13 protein-coding genes are annotated in these 14,091 nt (G+C 44.3%); 9 read left to right on the plus strand and 4 right to left on the minus strand.

Features of this window, described 5'->3' with window-relative positions; genetic code table 11:
- Positions 1-53 precede the first annotated feature (53 nt).
- The gene (locus BC343_RS01785; RefSeq protein ID WP_078345999.1) at positions 54-1,013 is read left to right on the plus strand and encodes an energy transducer TonB; all 960 of its coding nucleotides are present in this window, start codon (positions 54-56) and stop codon (positions 1,011-1,013) included.
- Positions 1,014-1,083: 70 nt separating this feature from the next.
- Positions 1,084-2,043, plus strand: a complete 960-nt coding sequence (locus tag BC343_RS01790; protein WP_162276802.1) for an energy transducer TonB — start codon at positions 1,084-1,086, stop codon at positions 2,041-2,043.
- Positions 2,044-2,069: 26 nt separating this feature from the next.
- Here the strand turns inward: BC343_RS01790 and BC343_RS01795 are convergent, their stop codons facing one another.
- Positions 2,070-3,569, minus strand: coding sequence for a malate:quinone oxidoreductase (locus tag BC343_RS01795; RefSeq protein WP_078346476.1), 1,500 nt, complete (start codon positions 3,567-3,569; stop codon positions 2,070-2,072).
- 283 nt (positions 3,570-3,852) lie between these two features.
- Between BC343_RS01795 and BC343_RS01800 the strand changes: the two genes are divergently transcribed.
- Positions 3,853-4,362 carry a hypothetical protein gene (locus BC343_RS01800; RefSeq protein ID WP_078346001.1) on the plus strand — a complete coding sequence of 170 codons (510 nt, stop codon included), beginning with the start codon at positions 3,853-3,855 and terminating at the stop codon, positions 4,360-4,362.
- Between the two features lie 286 nt (positions 4,363-4,648).
- The gene (locus BC343_RS01805) at positions 4,649-5,659 is read left to right on the plus strand and encodes a glutamine synthetase beta-grasp domain-containing protein (protein WP_078346002.1); all 1,011 of its coding nucleotides are present in this window, start codon (positions 4,649-4,651) and stop codon (positions 5,657-5,659) included.
- A gap of 59 nt (positions 5,660-5,718) precedes the next feature.
- On the opposite strand, the gene BC343_RS01810 is transcribed toward BC343_RS01805, so the two are convergent.
- From BC343_RS01810 to BC343_RS01820, 3 genes are all read right to left on the minus strand, one after another.
- Positions 5,719-6,162, minus strand: a complete 444-nt coding sequence (locus BC343_RS01810) for a gamma-glutamylcyclotransferase family protein (RefSeq protein WP_162276803.1) — start codon at positions 6,160-6,162, stop codon at positions 5,719-5,721.
- Positions 6,159-6,560, minus strand: a complete 402-nt coding sequence (locus BC343_RS01815) for a GxxExxY protein (protein WP_078346004.1) — start codon at positions 6,558-6,560, stop codon at positions 6,159-6,161. The genes BC343_RS01810 and BC343_RS01815 overlap by 4 nt, the downstream gene beginning before the upstream one ends.
- A gap of 128 nt (positions 6,561-6,688) precedes the next feature.
- Positions 6,689-8,047, minus strand: coding sequence for a glutamine synthetase family protein (locus tag BC343_RS01820; protein WP_078346005.1), 1,359 nt, complete (start codon positions 8,045-8,047; stop codon positions 6,689-6,691).
- Positions 8,048-8,231: 184 nt separating this feature from the next.
- Here BC343_RS01820 and BC343_RS01825 point away from each other — a divergent pair, with 184 nt between their 5' ends.
- From BC343_RS01825 to moaA, 5 genes are all read left to right on the plus strand, one after another.
- On the plus strand, positions 8,232-9,275 hold the full coding sequence (locus BC343_RS01825) for an aminoglycoside phosphotransferase/kinase family protein (RefSeq protein ID WP_078346006.1): 1,044 nt from the start codon (positions 8,232-8,234) through the stop codon (positions 9,273-9,275).
- 305 nt (positions 9,276-9,580) lie between these two features.
- Complete coding sequence (locus BC343_RS01830) at positions 9,581-10,432, plus strand: HAD-IIA family hydrolase (protein ID WP_078346007.1); 852 nt, start codon at positions 9,581-9,583, stop codon at positions 10,430-10,432.
- Positions 10,433-10,443: 11 nt separating this feature from the next.
- Positions 10,444-11,499 (plus strand): glycoside hydrolase family 43 protein, encoded by a 1,056-nt coding sequence (locus BC343_RS01835; RefSeq protein WP_078346008.1) that lies wholly within the window; start codon positions 10,444-10,446, stop codon positions 11,497-11,499.
- Positions 11,500-11,523: 24 nt separating this feature from the next.
- Entirely contained in the window at positions 11,524-12,711 is a 1,188-nt protein-coding gene (locus BC343_RS01840; protein ID WP_078346009.1) for an aldose epimerase family protein, read from the plus strand.
- 388 nt (positions 12,712-13,099) lie between these two features.
- On the plus strand, positions 13,100-14,089 hold the full coding sequence (moaA, locus tag BC343_RS01845; protein ID WP_078346010.1) for a GTP 3',8-cyclase MoaA: 990 nt from the start codon (positions 13,100-13,102) through the stop codon (positions 14,087-14,089).
- Positions 14,090-14,091: the final 2 nt, after the last annotated feature.

Consider the following 14,091-nt stretch of genomic DNA (forward strand, 5'->3'; position numbering starts at 1 on the left):
ATTTTGATTAGACATAATATATAATACTTACCCCATTTTAAACAAGTTTACACATGGCAAAGCCTTTGTTTTTTTGGATATTTCTTTTTTCGGTAACATTGTCGTACGCGCAAAAGAAAGATACTACCACGTATTATATGCGTAATAGTGGTGGCTTAGCTTTAAACATCAACGTGGCGGACTTTATAAGGATTTTGTACCCGCCTGATTCCAGCATAACAGATAGAGAACTAATTGCAGTGAAGGACGTTTTTATGAATGGCAAGGTGAAAGCCACGGCATACACATACAGAACTACATGGGACGTGCAGTACGGATTAAACGGCCCTTATCTTGAGTATTTTCCGAATGGACGGCGTAAGTATTTTCGCAATTATCAAAATGGCAAACCGATTGGTGAGTGGTTAAGCTATTATTCGAACGGACAGCTTTATACTGTAGTAAAGTATAGTGATGAGTATAACGCAAGACTTGTGCAGTGCAACGATTCTACCGGAAAACTGATGGCTGAAAATGGCAATGGAAGGTGGATAAAGTATTCCGATGATCTTAAAAGGTATATTAGTGGCAACGTTGTGAATGGCCAGGAGGATGGCGAGTGGCAAGGCTTTGTTAACGACACTACCACCTGTACCAATATTTTCCGTAACGGCAATTTCTTATCCGGTGTTATACATTATAAAAACGGAAAAGAATTTCGTTTTACCGAAGCTAATATCGCCCCGACCTATCCGGCAGGCAATGCAGTGTTAGGACGAACTTTAGCAAGTAAGATAAGGTATCCTGAAGCGGCCCGGCAAAGCAATACAACGGGAAGGGTGATCGTATCATTTTATGTGGACGAAAATGGCCACTCATCAGATATACACGTTAGTCGCGGTATAGGTAGTGGGTGCGATGAAGAAGCCATCAGAGTTGTAAAAACGTTGCCAAATAAATGGACCATAGGGATACAAAATGGCATGCCGGTAGCTTCTATGTTGTCAATACCTATTCAATTCAGCCAAAATTAAACCCGCCGCGTTACCTTGCCTTTTTAGCATCAATATGTTTATTGATTTTTATAATACTAAAGTTTGTGAGATGAAGAGTACTTTACTTTTTCTTTTTTTTGTACTATCCGTAACCTTTGCCAGTGCGCAAAAGAAAGATACGTCGGCATATTACATGCTTAACAACGGGCAAGTGGCGGAAAACGCAGAAACTGCAGATTTTATCAGAATATTGCACCCGGCGGATTCAGAACTAAACGGAAAAGTACTTACTGCCGTAAATGATGTATTTAAAGATGGAACCCGAAGGCTCACCGCCTATACCTACCTTAATACGCCCCTGGCCGAAAATGGCTTTGAGGGGCCGTACATCGAATATTTCCGAAATGGAAAACGGAAACACTTCAGAACGTACGCTAATGGTAAAATTACCGGCCAAAGCATGAGCTACTACCCCAACGGAAAATTATACAGTATCACCGAATATAAAAGCGACGGCACAATAGCCTTGTTACAATGCAACGATTCTACCGGGAATGTTTTAACCGAAAACGGTAACGGTAAATGGATAAAATATAGTGGGATGTTCGCGAGAAGTGTTACCGGCAGCGTAGCAAATGGCAAAGAAGAAGGCGAGTGGGTCGGTTCGGCCGGTGATTCAGTATCATATAAAAACAACTATCAGCACGGCGTTTTCATTTCCGGCGATGCGCATTACAAGTCGGGTAAAAATATTCATTATACGCAGTTGGATACTGTGCCTGGTTTTGTTGGAGGGCAGAAAGAGGTTGGCAGGTATTTAGGCAAAGGATTAAGATACCCGGCAATTGCCCGCGAAAACAATATACAGGGAACTGTAGTAATTTCGTGTGTAATAGAATATGATGGTGCCGTATCGGATGTGAAATTAATAAGCGGAATAGGTGGTGGCTGCGACCAGGAAGCTATACGGGTGGTGCAAAATTCGCCGCAATGGAATCCCGGTATTGAAAATGGCATACCGATTAGGATGCAATTTTCATTACCTATTTCTTTTGCACTTGCAGATTAAGGCCGTGGTGTCGCCCGCCGTCGAAATTAAGCCAACCCCAACACCTTACTTGTTCTCGCCCTTGTGGCATCGGCCAAAGCTTCGTCTTTAGCCAACGATTGCCCGTAAGAAGGTATCATTTGCTTCAGTTTAGCTTGCCATTCAGGAGTTTTGGCTTTGTCTTTAAAGCAGCGCTCTATCAGCTCCACCATAATAGGTACCGATGTTGATGCACCTGGCGATGCGCCCAATAGAGCAGATATGCTGCCATCGGCAGCGGTAACTACTTCGGTACCAAATTGTAGTACGCCGGTAGTTTTAGGGTCTTTTTTGATTACTTGTACGCGCTGGCCGGCAATTTCTAAATGCCAGTCGGCCGCTTCAGCTTCAGGGAAGTATTCTTTCAGCGCGTTAAGCCTGTCGGTAGGTGATTGCATTACCTGGCCAATAAGGTATTTGGTCAAATCCCAGTTATCGCGGCCAACGGCCAGCAAAGGCAGCAGGTTATTGGCTTTTATCGAACCAAAAAGATCAAGCAACGAACCTTTTTTGAGGAAACGGGTAGAGAAACCGGCATAAGGGCCAAAAAGCAATGCTTTTTTACCGTCTATCATGCGGGTATCCAGATGCGGTACCGACATTGGCGGCGCACCAACCGATGCTTTACCGTATACTTTAGCATTATGCTTGGCAACAACCGCAGGGTTATTACACACCAGCCACTGCCCGCTAACAGGGAAACCACCAAAGCCTTTGCTCTCGGCAATGCCCGATTTTTGCAATAGGGGTAAAGCGCCGCCACCTGCACCTACGAATACAAATTTTGCGTTCAGTTTGCGTTTTTGGCCGCTGGCATTATCTTTTACTTTAATGCCCCAGGTGTTGTCTTTATTACGTTTTATATCTGCAACGTCGTGGTTCAGGCTTAGGTTAACATTGGGTTGTTTGGCCAGCCAATCAAATAAGGTGCGGGTTAGCGCGCCAAAGTTTACATCGGTACCAATATCCATGTAGTTACCCGCTACGCTTTGGTTGGCATCGCGGCCTTCCATTACCAGGGGCATCCATTTTTTTAATTGCTCATGGTTTTCAGAGTACTCCATGGCCTTAAAAAAGTGGTGCTTGCTCATGGCCTCGTAGCGCTTTTTCAGGTAGCTAACATTGTCATCACCCCAAACAAAACTAATATGCGGCACTTTGCTGATGAAGCCTTGCGGCGCCTCAACAAAACCACGCTCAACCAGGTGAGCCCAAAATTCTTTGCTTATTTCAAATTGCTCGGCAATTTGTACGGCTTTGTCGGCAGATACGGTGCCATCTTTCTTTTGTGGGGTGTAATTAAGCTCGCAAAAGGCAGAGTGGCCGGTGCCGGCGTTGTTCATGGCATCAGAGCTTTCGGCGGCAATGGTATCCAGCCTTTCAAATATGTCTATCGAAAGATCGGGTTGCAGCTCTTTAAGCATTACCCCAAGTGTTGCGCTCATTATGCCTGCGCCAACTAAAACTACATCAACCGTTGAATTTGAAACTGTATTGCCGTTACTCATGATAGTATTGAATGCTAAAGGTACATTCAATTGAATTATTTACCGGATAAAAACTCTGTTACCTATTAATAAATGATATAAATTTTACACGATGCAGCAGCTTTTTGAAATATCTGCAATGGGTAAGGCGTGTAAATATAAATCAGGCAATTTTAATAATTTTTGCCGAAAAAACCGCCATTAAAACGTTTAAACAAGTATTTTATTCCACTTTTTGGCAACGGGTGTGTATTTACCACACAAAACAAAATGCAGATGGTTAGTTATTAAAACTATACCAATTATGAACACCCGAATATTCATCATCCCGGCTATATTAGCGATAGCCCTATTCGCCTGCAAAGGCAATAAACCCCAACCTGTATCCGATAGTGGTAAAACCGCAGTTTTGGTCGATGGTAAAAAAGATAGCGTAATAAATAATCCCAATAAGAATTATGGTAACGCCACCATTGCCGAGCCTTGCGTAAAATGCGTTATTGAAACCGTTAAAGCCGACGAGCACTATAAAAAGGCTATAGTGTCAGAAAAGGATATAAAATTTGTGATCAACTATGTAAAAACGCTTGAACCGCAGGATACGGTAAGCGAAGTGAAGTCCACCAATGCATTAAGGGTAGATGTTATTGATAAAATGCCTGCTCCGCACAAAATATCATCATATATATACGATAATAACCTCGCAAAACTCTATTTTGTTAATGCAAATACTAAAACACAGCTAAAAACCGACTCTGTTTCTTTAAAAAAGATACGAAATAGCTGCTATTGGGGCGTTGCCTCGGGTAATTGAAGTTAAATTGTACTTATTTTATATGTGTAAAAGGGCAAATACTATGCGCACATAGTATTTGCCCTTTTGTTTTTACATTATATATAAATTAGTTATCTATTACTATAGAATTGATAGTTATTTAATTGATTTAGGAATTAAAAGCGGTGTTTGTTAAAATATTTTATATTTTTTGTAAAATTTACTATGATAATTATAAAAATGATTTAAATTCGCAATGTCTTAAATGGTTAAAGCCTCAATAAGAACTATAATTTAAACTCAAAAACTACAAAATTCACTTAAAATGGCAACTAAACTCGAGTACATTTGGCTTGACGGTTACAAACCAACACAAAGCTTACGTAGCAAAACTAAAATTGTTAAGTCTTTCAGCGGTAAAGTTGAAGACCTGGATAACTGGAGCTTTGATGGTTCATCAACTGAGCAAGCACCAGGCGGTTCTTCAGACTGTATCCTGAAACCGGTATTCACCGTTCCTGATCCGCAGCGTAAAGACGCTTACCTGGTAATGTGCGAAGTATTAGATTCAACCGGTGCTCCTCACGAGTCTAACGGCCGTGCGCTTATCCAGGATGATGATAACGATTTCTGGTTCGGTTTTGAGCAGGAGTACTTCCTGTGGGATCCAGCAACCAACAAACCGCTTGGTTTCCCGGCAGGTGGCTACCCAGGCCCGCAAGGCCCTTACTACTGCTCGGTAGGTGCTAACAACGCTTACGGCCGCGAAATTGTTGAAGAACACTTAGATGCTTGTTTAGAAGCCGGCCTTAACGTTGAAGGTATCAACGCTGAGGTTGCTGCTGGCCAATGGGAGTTCCAGATATTTGCAAAAGGCGCTAAAGAAGCCGGTGACCAGATCTGGGTTGCTCGTTACTTATTAGAGCGTATTGGCGAGAAATTTGGTGTTGCTGTTAATTGGCATTGCAAACCGTTAGGTCAATTAGACTGGAACGGTAGCGGTATGCACGCTAACTTCTCTAACACTACTTTACGTACCGCTAACAGCAAAGCTACTTTCGAAGCTATTTGCGAGGCTTTCCGCCCTGCAGTTGCTGAATGTATAGCTGTTTACGGTGCTGATAACGATCAGCGTTTAACAGGTAAACACGAAACTGCTTCTATCCACGACTTTAGCTACGGTGTATCTGACCGTGGTGCTTCTATCCGTATCCCTCTGTATGCTGTTGAGCACAACTGGAGCGGTTACCTGGAAGATCGTCGCCCTAACTCGGCTGCCGATCCGTACAAAGTTGCTGCAGTTATCATAAAAACTGTAAAAACAGCTAAGGTATAATATACCCCTCTCTAAACTATTAACTGATCTTATCCCCGGAGTAACTAACCGGGGATTTTTTATGCCTTAAATTTTAGGTATTCGGCATAATTACCCGAAGCTATAACGGGTAAACGATCTATCGGGCGATTGTAAACATATACCCATGCCTGCATGCTACCGCTATCGGTTTCAATAGGCAGGCTAAGCCTTAGATATAAATTAGGTTGTTCTTCATCCGGGCCCACGCCTTCGTAGATGTCTAATTCTTTTAAAACATCTTCTTTATCTATCTGGTAAATGTTGCCGAAAACGTAGCCGGTGGTATCATTCAATATTAAACCCGGGTATTCGCCAATATCATATAGAATGCCCTTGAGTTTACCACGGGTGATGAACTTGCAATGCTGGTTGAGGTAATCGGCAAATTCATTACCGGGTTGTAGGAGGGTGCCGTAAACGAAGAGGAGATGAGGAGGTGTTTTTTTAACCACGGAGGTATCGGAGGTTACGCGGAGGTTCACAGAGATTTTTTTAGTGGAGTAGGATCACTGTTTACCACTCGCCTGATTCCATCTTTCAGTATAAGCTCATTGAAGTTTATAAGAAGGCCCACTTTATAATTGCCGAGTTTTAAGTAGGTAAGTATTTGGGCTAAATGAATGTCATTTAAGGCCTCGACTGTTTTAGTTTCTATAACGATCTTATTTTCAACCAACAGATCCATCCTGTAACCACAATCCAATTTAACTTCTTCAAAAATTAAAGGGAGGGCTTTCTCTTTTTCTACATGCAGGCCGGATTTTACCAATTTGTAATGTAGGCATTCTTTGTATGCGCTTTCCAGCAAGCCTGGCCCCAAAACTCTGTGCACCTCAATGGCCGCGCCAATAATACTACCCGTAATTTCACTTTCTATCATAATCGATATGGTTAGGTTAAAAAACTTATAAATCTCTTAGTGCTTTCTGCTGAAAATTAAGTTATAAAAGTCTCCGCGAACCTCCGCGTAACCTCTGCTATCTCCGCGGTTAAAAAGACTCAGAAACCTCAAATTACCTCGAAATACCTCTTCAACTCCCAATCACTCACACTCTTCGCATATTGCCTATGCTCCCAAATACGGGTTTGCGTAAAGTGCTCCACAAATTCTTCACCGAATAATTCCTTAGCTACCGAAGACTTTTGCATAGCTGTTGCAGCATCAAATAAGTTGGCATGCAAGCTGCCGTTGCTTTTGTTTTCGTATCCGTTGCCAACGGTAGGGGCAACATCAAGCTTTAGTTTGTTTTTAATGCCATACAGGCCCGATGCAAGGGCGGCCGCAATAGCGAGGTAAGGGTTGGTGTCCGAACCGGGGATGCGGGTTTCTAAACGGGTGTAGTTTATGGCGGTATTAATAACACGCAGGGCAGTGGTGCGGTTATCTACGCCCCAGGTAATGGTGGTTGGTGCCCAGGCGCCTTCTACAAGGCGTTTGTAACTGTTTATGGTTGGCGCATACATAGGCAGCAGGTGTGGCATGCAGTAGAGTTGTCCTGCAAGGTATTGCTTATGCAGTTCGCTCATTTTATTGGCTTCGGTGCCGTCGTAAAACAGGTTTTCGGTTTGGCCTTCGTCCCACAGGCTTTGGTGTATATGGCCGCTGCAGCCGGGTAGGTTTTGGTTCCACTTGGCCATAAAGGTGGCGGTGATGCCGTGCATGCTGGCAATTTCTTTTACAGCGGTTTTCAGCAAGGCGGCTTTATCAGCAGCGGCCAATGCATCGCAATGCTCAATGGCAGCTTCGTACACGCCGGGGCCGGTTTCGGTGTGCAGTCCTTCTATGGGGATGTTGAATTTAGTAAGTAAATTGAACAGGTCGTAATAAAAGCCGCTGTTTTGCGAGGTGCGGAGTATCGAATAACCGAACATCCCCGGTGTAAGCGGCGTCATGTTGGCAAAGCCTTTATCCTGCAGGGTTTGCGGCGTTTCTTTAAAGTTGAACCACTCAAATTCCTGTGCAAATTCGGCATGGTAACCCATGGCTTTGCATTCGGCAACTATCTTTTTCAGCAGGCTGCGTGGGTCGGCGGGCACGGTATTGCCATGGGGGCCGCTGTAATCTGCCAAAAAGAAAGGGATATCATCTTGCCATGGCACATTACGGAAAGTCGACAAATCAATATAGCAGAGCCTGTCGGGGTAGCCGGTGTGCCAGCCGGTAAGTTGTACGTTGTCGTAGCAAACATCATTACTGTCCCATCCAAAAACCACATCGCAAAAGCCGTAGCCCGTTTTTAGCCCCTCCAAAAACTTTTTTGTACTGATCACTTTTCCCCGCATTACGCCGTCAATATCGGCAAAGGCAAATTTTACTTTAGGGATGTTGTTCTCTTTAATATAGTTGATGATGTTTTCGTGCTCCATGGGTATAAGGTATAAAACGCCAATTTAAGCAACATAAACTAAATGCAGCATAAATGGTTTTATTTTAGGGTAGATGCGGGGTATTGTAAAAAATCCGTTCCCAAACGCGTTAAACAATTAAATGCTTAAAAAATTTGTAACTATGCACCACCAATTATAACCCTCAGTGGTTAAGTATTAAAATATGAACTCGCCATTTTCTACCATCATAACAAAAGCATGGGAGGGGTATGATGCCTCCAAAACCATCAAAAGCATCGAGGATATCAGTGCAATGGTGTCAACCAACCATGTTTATCGCATCACTTTTGATGATGAGGACATCATCATCGCCAAACTATCGTTGTTCGGCACCTTCGAGCATTTTAAAGAGGATCACCGCATCATCCATTCGCTTAGCAATAACCTGCTGTACCCCTTCGAGAATTTACTGGCCAAATCGTTGCTGAAAAATAACCGGGTATACATTTATCATTATAAACATGCCGGTACCGATGCCTGGGTGGTGTTTTACAATCCAACCCGCATACTGGAGCGTTTGCCGCGCCGGCTTGATGATAACCTCATAAAAAAATTGGGACAACAATTGGGCAAGTTCCATAAAGCATGCAGCAGGGTGAAGAATGTACTGCCCAAATCATCAAAAACCCTGCGTACCGATATTTATGCCCTGCAGCAGCAGTTAGATAAAAACGAAGCAGATTTTGGTACCCACATGCAGGTAGATTTCCTGAAATACCATTGCGAGCAGTTTCTAAAGAACCGCTCTAAGTACAATATGTCATCTTTCGATATAATTCCGGTTTTTATCGACTGGAACATCGGGAATTTTTCGGTAACACCACAACATGAGCTATATTCACGCTGGGATTACGATTGGTTCAGGATGAGCTACCGCGTGCTGGATTTTTACTTCTTCAGCCGCGTGGTATCTGATATTGGCGATCGCACCGTGTTCAGCTACGTGATAGGCCCTATGATGGAGGATCGCTTTATTACTTTCCTGAAAGAGTACCATAAAGTATACCCGCTAACGGCCGATGAGGTTCGGTTTATGAAAGAGGCCTACCGTTTCTTTATCCTGAACTATGTGATAAAAGATGGCAAGCACTTTTTTAACGAGCAATACGCCAAAAAACTGCAGGCCGAAGCATTTGATGTGTACCTGCCATCGGTAGACCGCGATTTTGATGCCGAGAAAATAGTGGCGGCGCTGAAACTGAAATAGGTTTTGCAATGTTGGAGATGATGAGTATTTATTTAAAGTAGAGGAGTACTGTTTGGCGAGGTTTAAAAGGTTAAAAAAATATCAAAACATGTCATTAGCGTTAAAATTTGAGGCTCAATTTAACGGGAACTTTATGCCATGCACCTTTTTAACCTTTGCCCGGCCGAGATTGCCTTTCTCAACATCTCCAACCTTAACGGGCGCGCCAACTTTCTCCAACGCCTCTCAACTTTTCTCCAGTTTCTATCAACTTTATTTAACAGCAGCTAATTTTAATAACTTCTTTATAACCTTGACAAACCAATATGAGGCGCATTGACGATTTCCGCGAGATCATTGATAATTATGAGGTGGTATTTTTTGATGCGTTCGGCGTACTGAAAAATTACGGGGGGCTGGTGCCGGGTATCGAGCGTACGTTCGCCTATCTCGAAGAATCGGGTAAGGAGTACTACATTGTTACCAATGATGCATCGCGCAGCCCCACGCAACTGGCCGAATCGTATCACCGTAAGGGGCTAACCGCCATAACTGCCGATAGGGTAATATCAAGCGGGATGCTTACCAAAGAATACCTCGACCTGAAAGTGGACGATGGCATTGTAGCTTACCTGGGTACCGAAGATTCGGCGCATTACATCGAAAGCGAAGGCTTGCATACCTTACCGGTAAGCGCCATAAACGAGGAGAACTTCGATAAGGTAAATGCGCTGGTGTTTTTAGACGACGAGGGCTTCGACTGGTGTAACGACCTGAACAAGGCCGTGAACCTGCTGCGCCGCCGTACCATACCGGCTATTGTGGCCAATACCGATTTTGCTTACCCCGTAACGGTGAACGAAATAGCGGTAGCGATAGGGGGGATTGCCGCCATGTTGGAAACCATTGTAGGCAAAAAGTTCATCCGTTTTGGCAAGCCCGATTCGCAGATGTTCATGTTTGCTTACGACCTGATACGCGAGTACCGACCCATAACCAAACCCGAAATAGTGATGGTGGGCGACACTTTGCAAACGGATATATTGGGTGGTAACAAATTCGGGTTAGATACGGTGCTGGTGCTATCGGGCAATACGCTGCCTGCCGATGCACACAACCGCATGGTATCTACCGGGATAGTACCAACTTATATATGCGATTCGGCAGTAATTAAGTAAAATAGAGAATAATGAAGTTATTAAAGTTTGTTTTAGCGCTTGGCTTGTCGGTTGTGGTTTCCCAATCGATTGTTGCTCAGTCGCAGTCCGCGAAAACGTTTACCAACCCTTTGTTACCCTCGGGTGCCGACCCATGGGTGATATACCATAAAGGGTTTTACTATTACACCAATTCGCTGCAAAACAAACTGAATATTTGGAAGGTGAAAAACCTTGCCGACCTTGCCAAAGCCGAAAAGAAAACCGTTTGGATGCCGCCGCCAAACACCAATTACTCTAAAGAGCTTTGGGCACCCGAACTGCACTACCTTGATGGTAAATGGTATATGTATTTTGCTGCCGATAACGGCGATAACAATAATCACCGCATGTACGTGCTCGAAAATGCCTCGCAGGACCCAATGAAGGGCGAGTTTGTTTTTAAGGGCCAAATAGGCGATGTTACCAATAAGTGGGCCATTGATGGTTCGATATTTACGCACAAGGGGAAGCATTACATGATATGGTCGGGCTGGGAAGGCGACCAGAACGGGCAACAGGATATCTACATTGCCAAAATGAAGAACCCATACACTATTGAAGGCCCGCGCGTAAAACTGTCATCATCGCTTTATGATTGGGAAAAGTATGGCGACCTTGGCGATAAAAGTAACCCGCCCCACGTGAACGTTAACGAAGGCCCTGAGGTGTTACAGCATGGCGATAAACTGTTCCTGATATATTCGGCAAGCGGCTGCTGGACTGATTTTTATGCTCTGGGTATGCTTACGGCATCGGCCAATAGCGATATTATTGACCCTAAATCGTGGGTGAAATCAGACAAGCCGGTATTTAAAAAATCAGAAGAGAATGGCGTTTACGCGCCGGGGCATAATTCGTTCTTTAAATCTGCCGATGGCACCGAGGACTGGATAATTTACCACGCCAACTCTAAACCGGGGCAGGGCTGTGGCGGCTTCCGTTCTCCGCGCATGCAAAAGTTCACCTGGAATAAGGATGGTTCGCCAAACTTCGGTATCCCGGTTAAAGAAAATACCCCGCTGGCTATACCATCAGAAAGTAAATAAAACAACCAATTACCATAAAAAATTATGCGAAACACCTTTAAAAACCCAACTTTGGCACTGGCACTTGCCGGCAGCGTACTTATGGCTGCCTGTAACCAGTCTGCCCCAAAAAGCAACACCATGACCGACACTACCGCTACTGCTGCAACTACCGTAACCCTGCCGCCCGATTCGGCCTTTGCCAAAACAATTGATGGTAAAGAAACTAAACTTTTTACCCTGAAAAATAAAAACGGTATGATAGCCACGGTTACCAATTACGGTGGCCGTTTGGTGAGCCTGTTCGTACCGGATAAGGATGGTAAGCTTACCGACGTAGTGCTTGGTTTTGATAATGTAGATGGTTTTGTAAATTCTAAAGAGCCTTACTATGGCGCAACCATTGGCCGTTTTGGCAACCGCATTGCCAAAGGTAAATTTACACTTGATGGTAAGGAATATACCCTGGTAACCAACAATGGCCCTAACACGCTGCACGGCGGTAAGCCGGGCTTCCAGAGCGTGGTTTGGGATGGCAAACAGGTAGATAGCACTACATTAGAGCTTACCTATTTGGCTAAGGATATGGAAGGCGGTTTCCCAGGCAACCTGAATGTAAAGGTAGTTTATAGCCTTACCGATGATAACGCCATGAAAATTACTTACGAGGCTACTACTGATAAAGCTACCGTAGTTAACCTAACCAACCACGCCTTTTATAACCTGAACGGCGAAGGCAGCGGTACAACCGTATTGGGCCACAAAGTGCAGATAGATGCCGATGGTTACACCCCGGTAGATGCTACCCTTATCCCGACAGGAAAAGTAGAGCCTGTAAAAGGCACACCATTCGATTTCAATACTGCTACTACTATTGGCGAGCGCATTGGCGTAGAGAACGAGCAGTTGAAGAACGGTAAAGGTTACGACCATAACTGGGTATTGAACAAGCACGACCTGACCACCCCGATAGCTACTGTAGTGGGCGATAAAACCGGCATCAAAATGCAAATATTTACAGAAGAGCCTGCTATGCAGTTCTACAGCGGTAACTTTATGGCAGGCGCCAACGCCATGAAAGGCGGCAAAAAAGACGAGTTCCGTACTTCATTTGCTATGGAAACACAGCACTACCCTGATTCTCCGAACCAGCCAAGTTTCCCATCAACCGTGTTGAAGCCTGGCCAAACTTATAAAACGCAATCGCTTTACAAGTTTTCGGTAGAGAAATAAATTAGACATGAATTCTTCTAATTGATTCGAATTTCACAAATTTTGAAAAGGACTTCCGCTAATGGGAGTCCTTTTTTTGTTATATAGAAGTTTATTTAACCACAGAGTTCGCGGAGGTTTACACAGAGGTTCGCAGAGTTTGTTTTGTGGTAATTGATTTACTTATAGTATGTTATGATGGGGTAGGAAGATTAGCTATTTCCTCGTCCGGATTTCCGGCATTTTTTAAACTCTTTACCCATTTGCAAAGCTCTGTGCCTCTCCGTGTTCTTTCCTCTGTGTCCTCTGTGGTAAAATAGCGAATTCACCAACCATCGCTCCAAAATCTACATTCCCCAAACAATCTAAACCTTATATTTGCTATGCATCACCAATAATTAAAACGCACTTGCTGATAGATAACCACGGCCGACGAATTACTTACCTGCGCCTGGCGGTAACCGACAGGTGCAATCTGCGTTGTTTTTATTGCATGCCCGAAGATGGCCTTAACTGGCTCAGCCGTTCGGAGTTGATGACCTACGAGGAAATGCTGCGCGTGTGTACCTTGCTGGTGCGCATGGGAATTGAAAAGATACGCATAACCGGTGGCGAGCCTTTTGTAAGGCGCGATATGATGAAGCTTTTAACTGCCTTGTCAAAAATAGAGGGCTTAAAAGAGCTGAGTGTTACCACCAACGGGGTTTTAACGGCGCCTTATGTAGGGCAACTGAAAAGCATAGGCGTACGGTCGGTTAACCTGAGTTTAGATACATTGGATGCCGGGCGTTTCTTCGCCATCACCCGCCGCGATGAATTTAGTGCTGTGATGGAAACCATGCAGGCACTGCTGCAGCACGATATGGATGTAAAGGTAAATGCGGTAGTAATGGATGGCAAAAACACGCAGGACATTATCCCGATGGTGGAATTAACCAAAGAGCTGCCGGTAAGCATCCGCTTTATTGAGGAGATGCCATTTAATGGCGATGGGCATGGTTACAGCGGCATAGCCTGGGATCATGTGCGCATACTTGAAGAAATAAGATCGGCATATCCTAATATCCAAAAACTGCCCGACCCGCTGTATTCCACTGCGTACAATTACCATGTACCGGGCCATTTGGGTAATGTGGGTATTATTGCTGCTTATTCGCGTACCTTCTGCGGCACCTGTAACCGTATACGCATTACGCCCGATGGTATGCTGAAGAATTGCCTTTATGACGATGGCGTACTGAATATTAAAGATCTGATGCGTGCAGGAAATACCAACACCGCCATTGCCGATACCTTGCGCGATACTTTTAATAAGCGTGAAATAGATGGTTGGGCGGCAGAACGCAGTCGTGCCGAAAACCCGGGCTTCCGCGAATCGATGGCCACAATAGGAGGATAAGA

Source organism: Mucilaginibacter pedocola (assembly GCF_002013915.1).
In the GTDB taxonomy this organism is placed as follows: Bacteria; Bacteroidota; Bacteroidia; order Sphingobacteriales; family Sphingobacteriaceae; genus Mucilaginibacter; species Mucilaginibacter pedocola.

Coding starts and splice junctions, on each gene's coding strand:
- BC343_RS01785 (WP_078345999.1), top strand. CDS start 54: ATGGCAAAGCCTTTGTTTTTTTGGATATTTCTTTTTTCGGTAACATTG.
- BC343_RS01790 (WP_162276802.1), top strand. CDS start 1,084: ATGAAGAGTACTTTACTTTTTCTTTTTTTTGTACTATCCGTAACCTTT.
- BC343_RS01795 (WP_078346476.1), bottom strand. CDS start 3,569: ATGAGTAACGGCAATACAGTTTCAAATTCAACGGTTGATGTAGTTTTA.
- BC343_RS01800 (WP_078346001.1), top strand. CDS start 3,853: ATGAACACCCGAATATTCATCATCCCGGCTATATTAGCGATAGCCCTA.
- BC343_RS01805 (WP_078346002.1), top strand. CDS start 4,649: ATGGCAACTAAACTCGAGTACATTTGGCTTGACGGTTACAAACCAACA.
- BC343_RS01815 (WP_078346004.1), bottom strand. CDS start 6,560: ATGATAGAAAGTGAAATTACGGGTAGTATTATTGGCGCGGCCATTGAG.
- BC343_RS01820 (WP_078346005.1), bottom strand. CDS start 8,047: ATGGAGCACGAAAACATCATCAACTATATTAAAGAGAACAACATCCCT.
- BC343_RS01825 (WP_078346006.1), top strand. CDS start 8,232: ATGAACTCGCCATTTTCTACCATCATAACAAAAGCATGGGAGGGGTAT.
- BC343_RS01830 (WP_078346007.1), top strand. CDS start 9,581: ATGAGGCGCATTGACGATTTCCGCGAGATCATTGATAATTATGAGGTG.
- BC343_RS01835 (WP_078346008.1), top strand. CDS start 10,444: ATGAAGTTATTAAAGTTTGTTTTAGCGCTTGGCTTGTCGGTTGTGGTT.
- BC343_RS01840 (WP_078346009.1), top strand. CDS start 11,524: ATGCGAAACACCTTTAAAAACCCAACTTTGGCACTGGCACTTGCCGGC.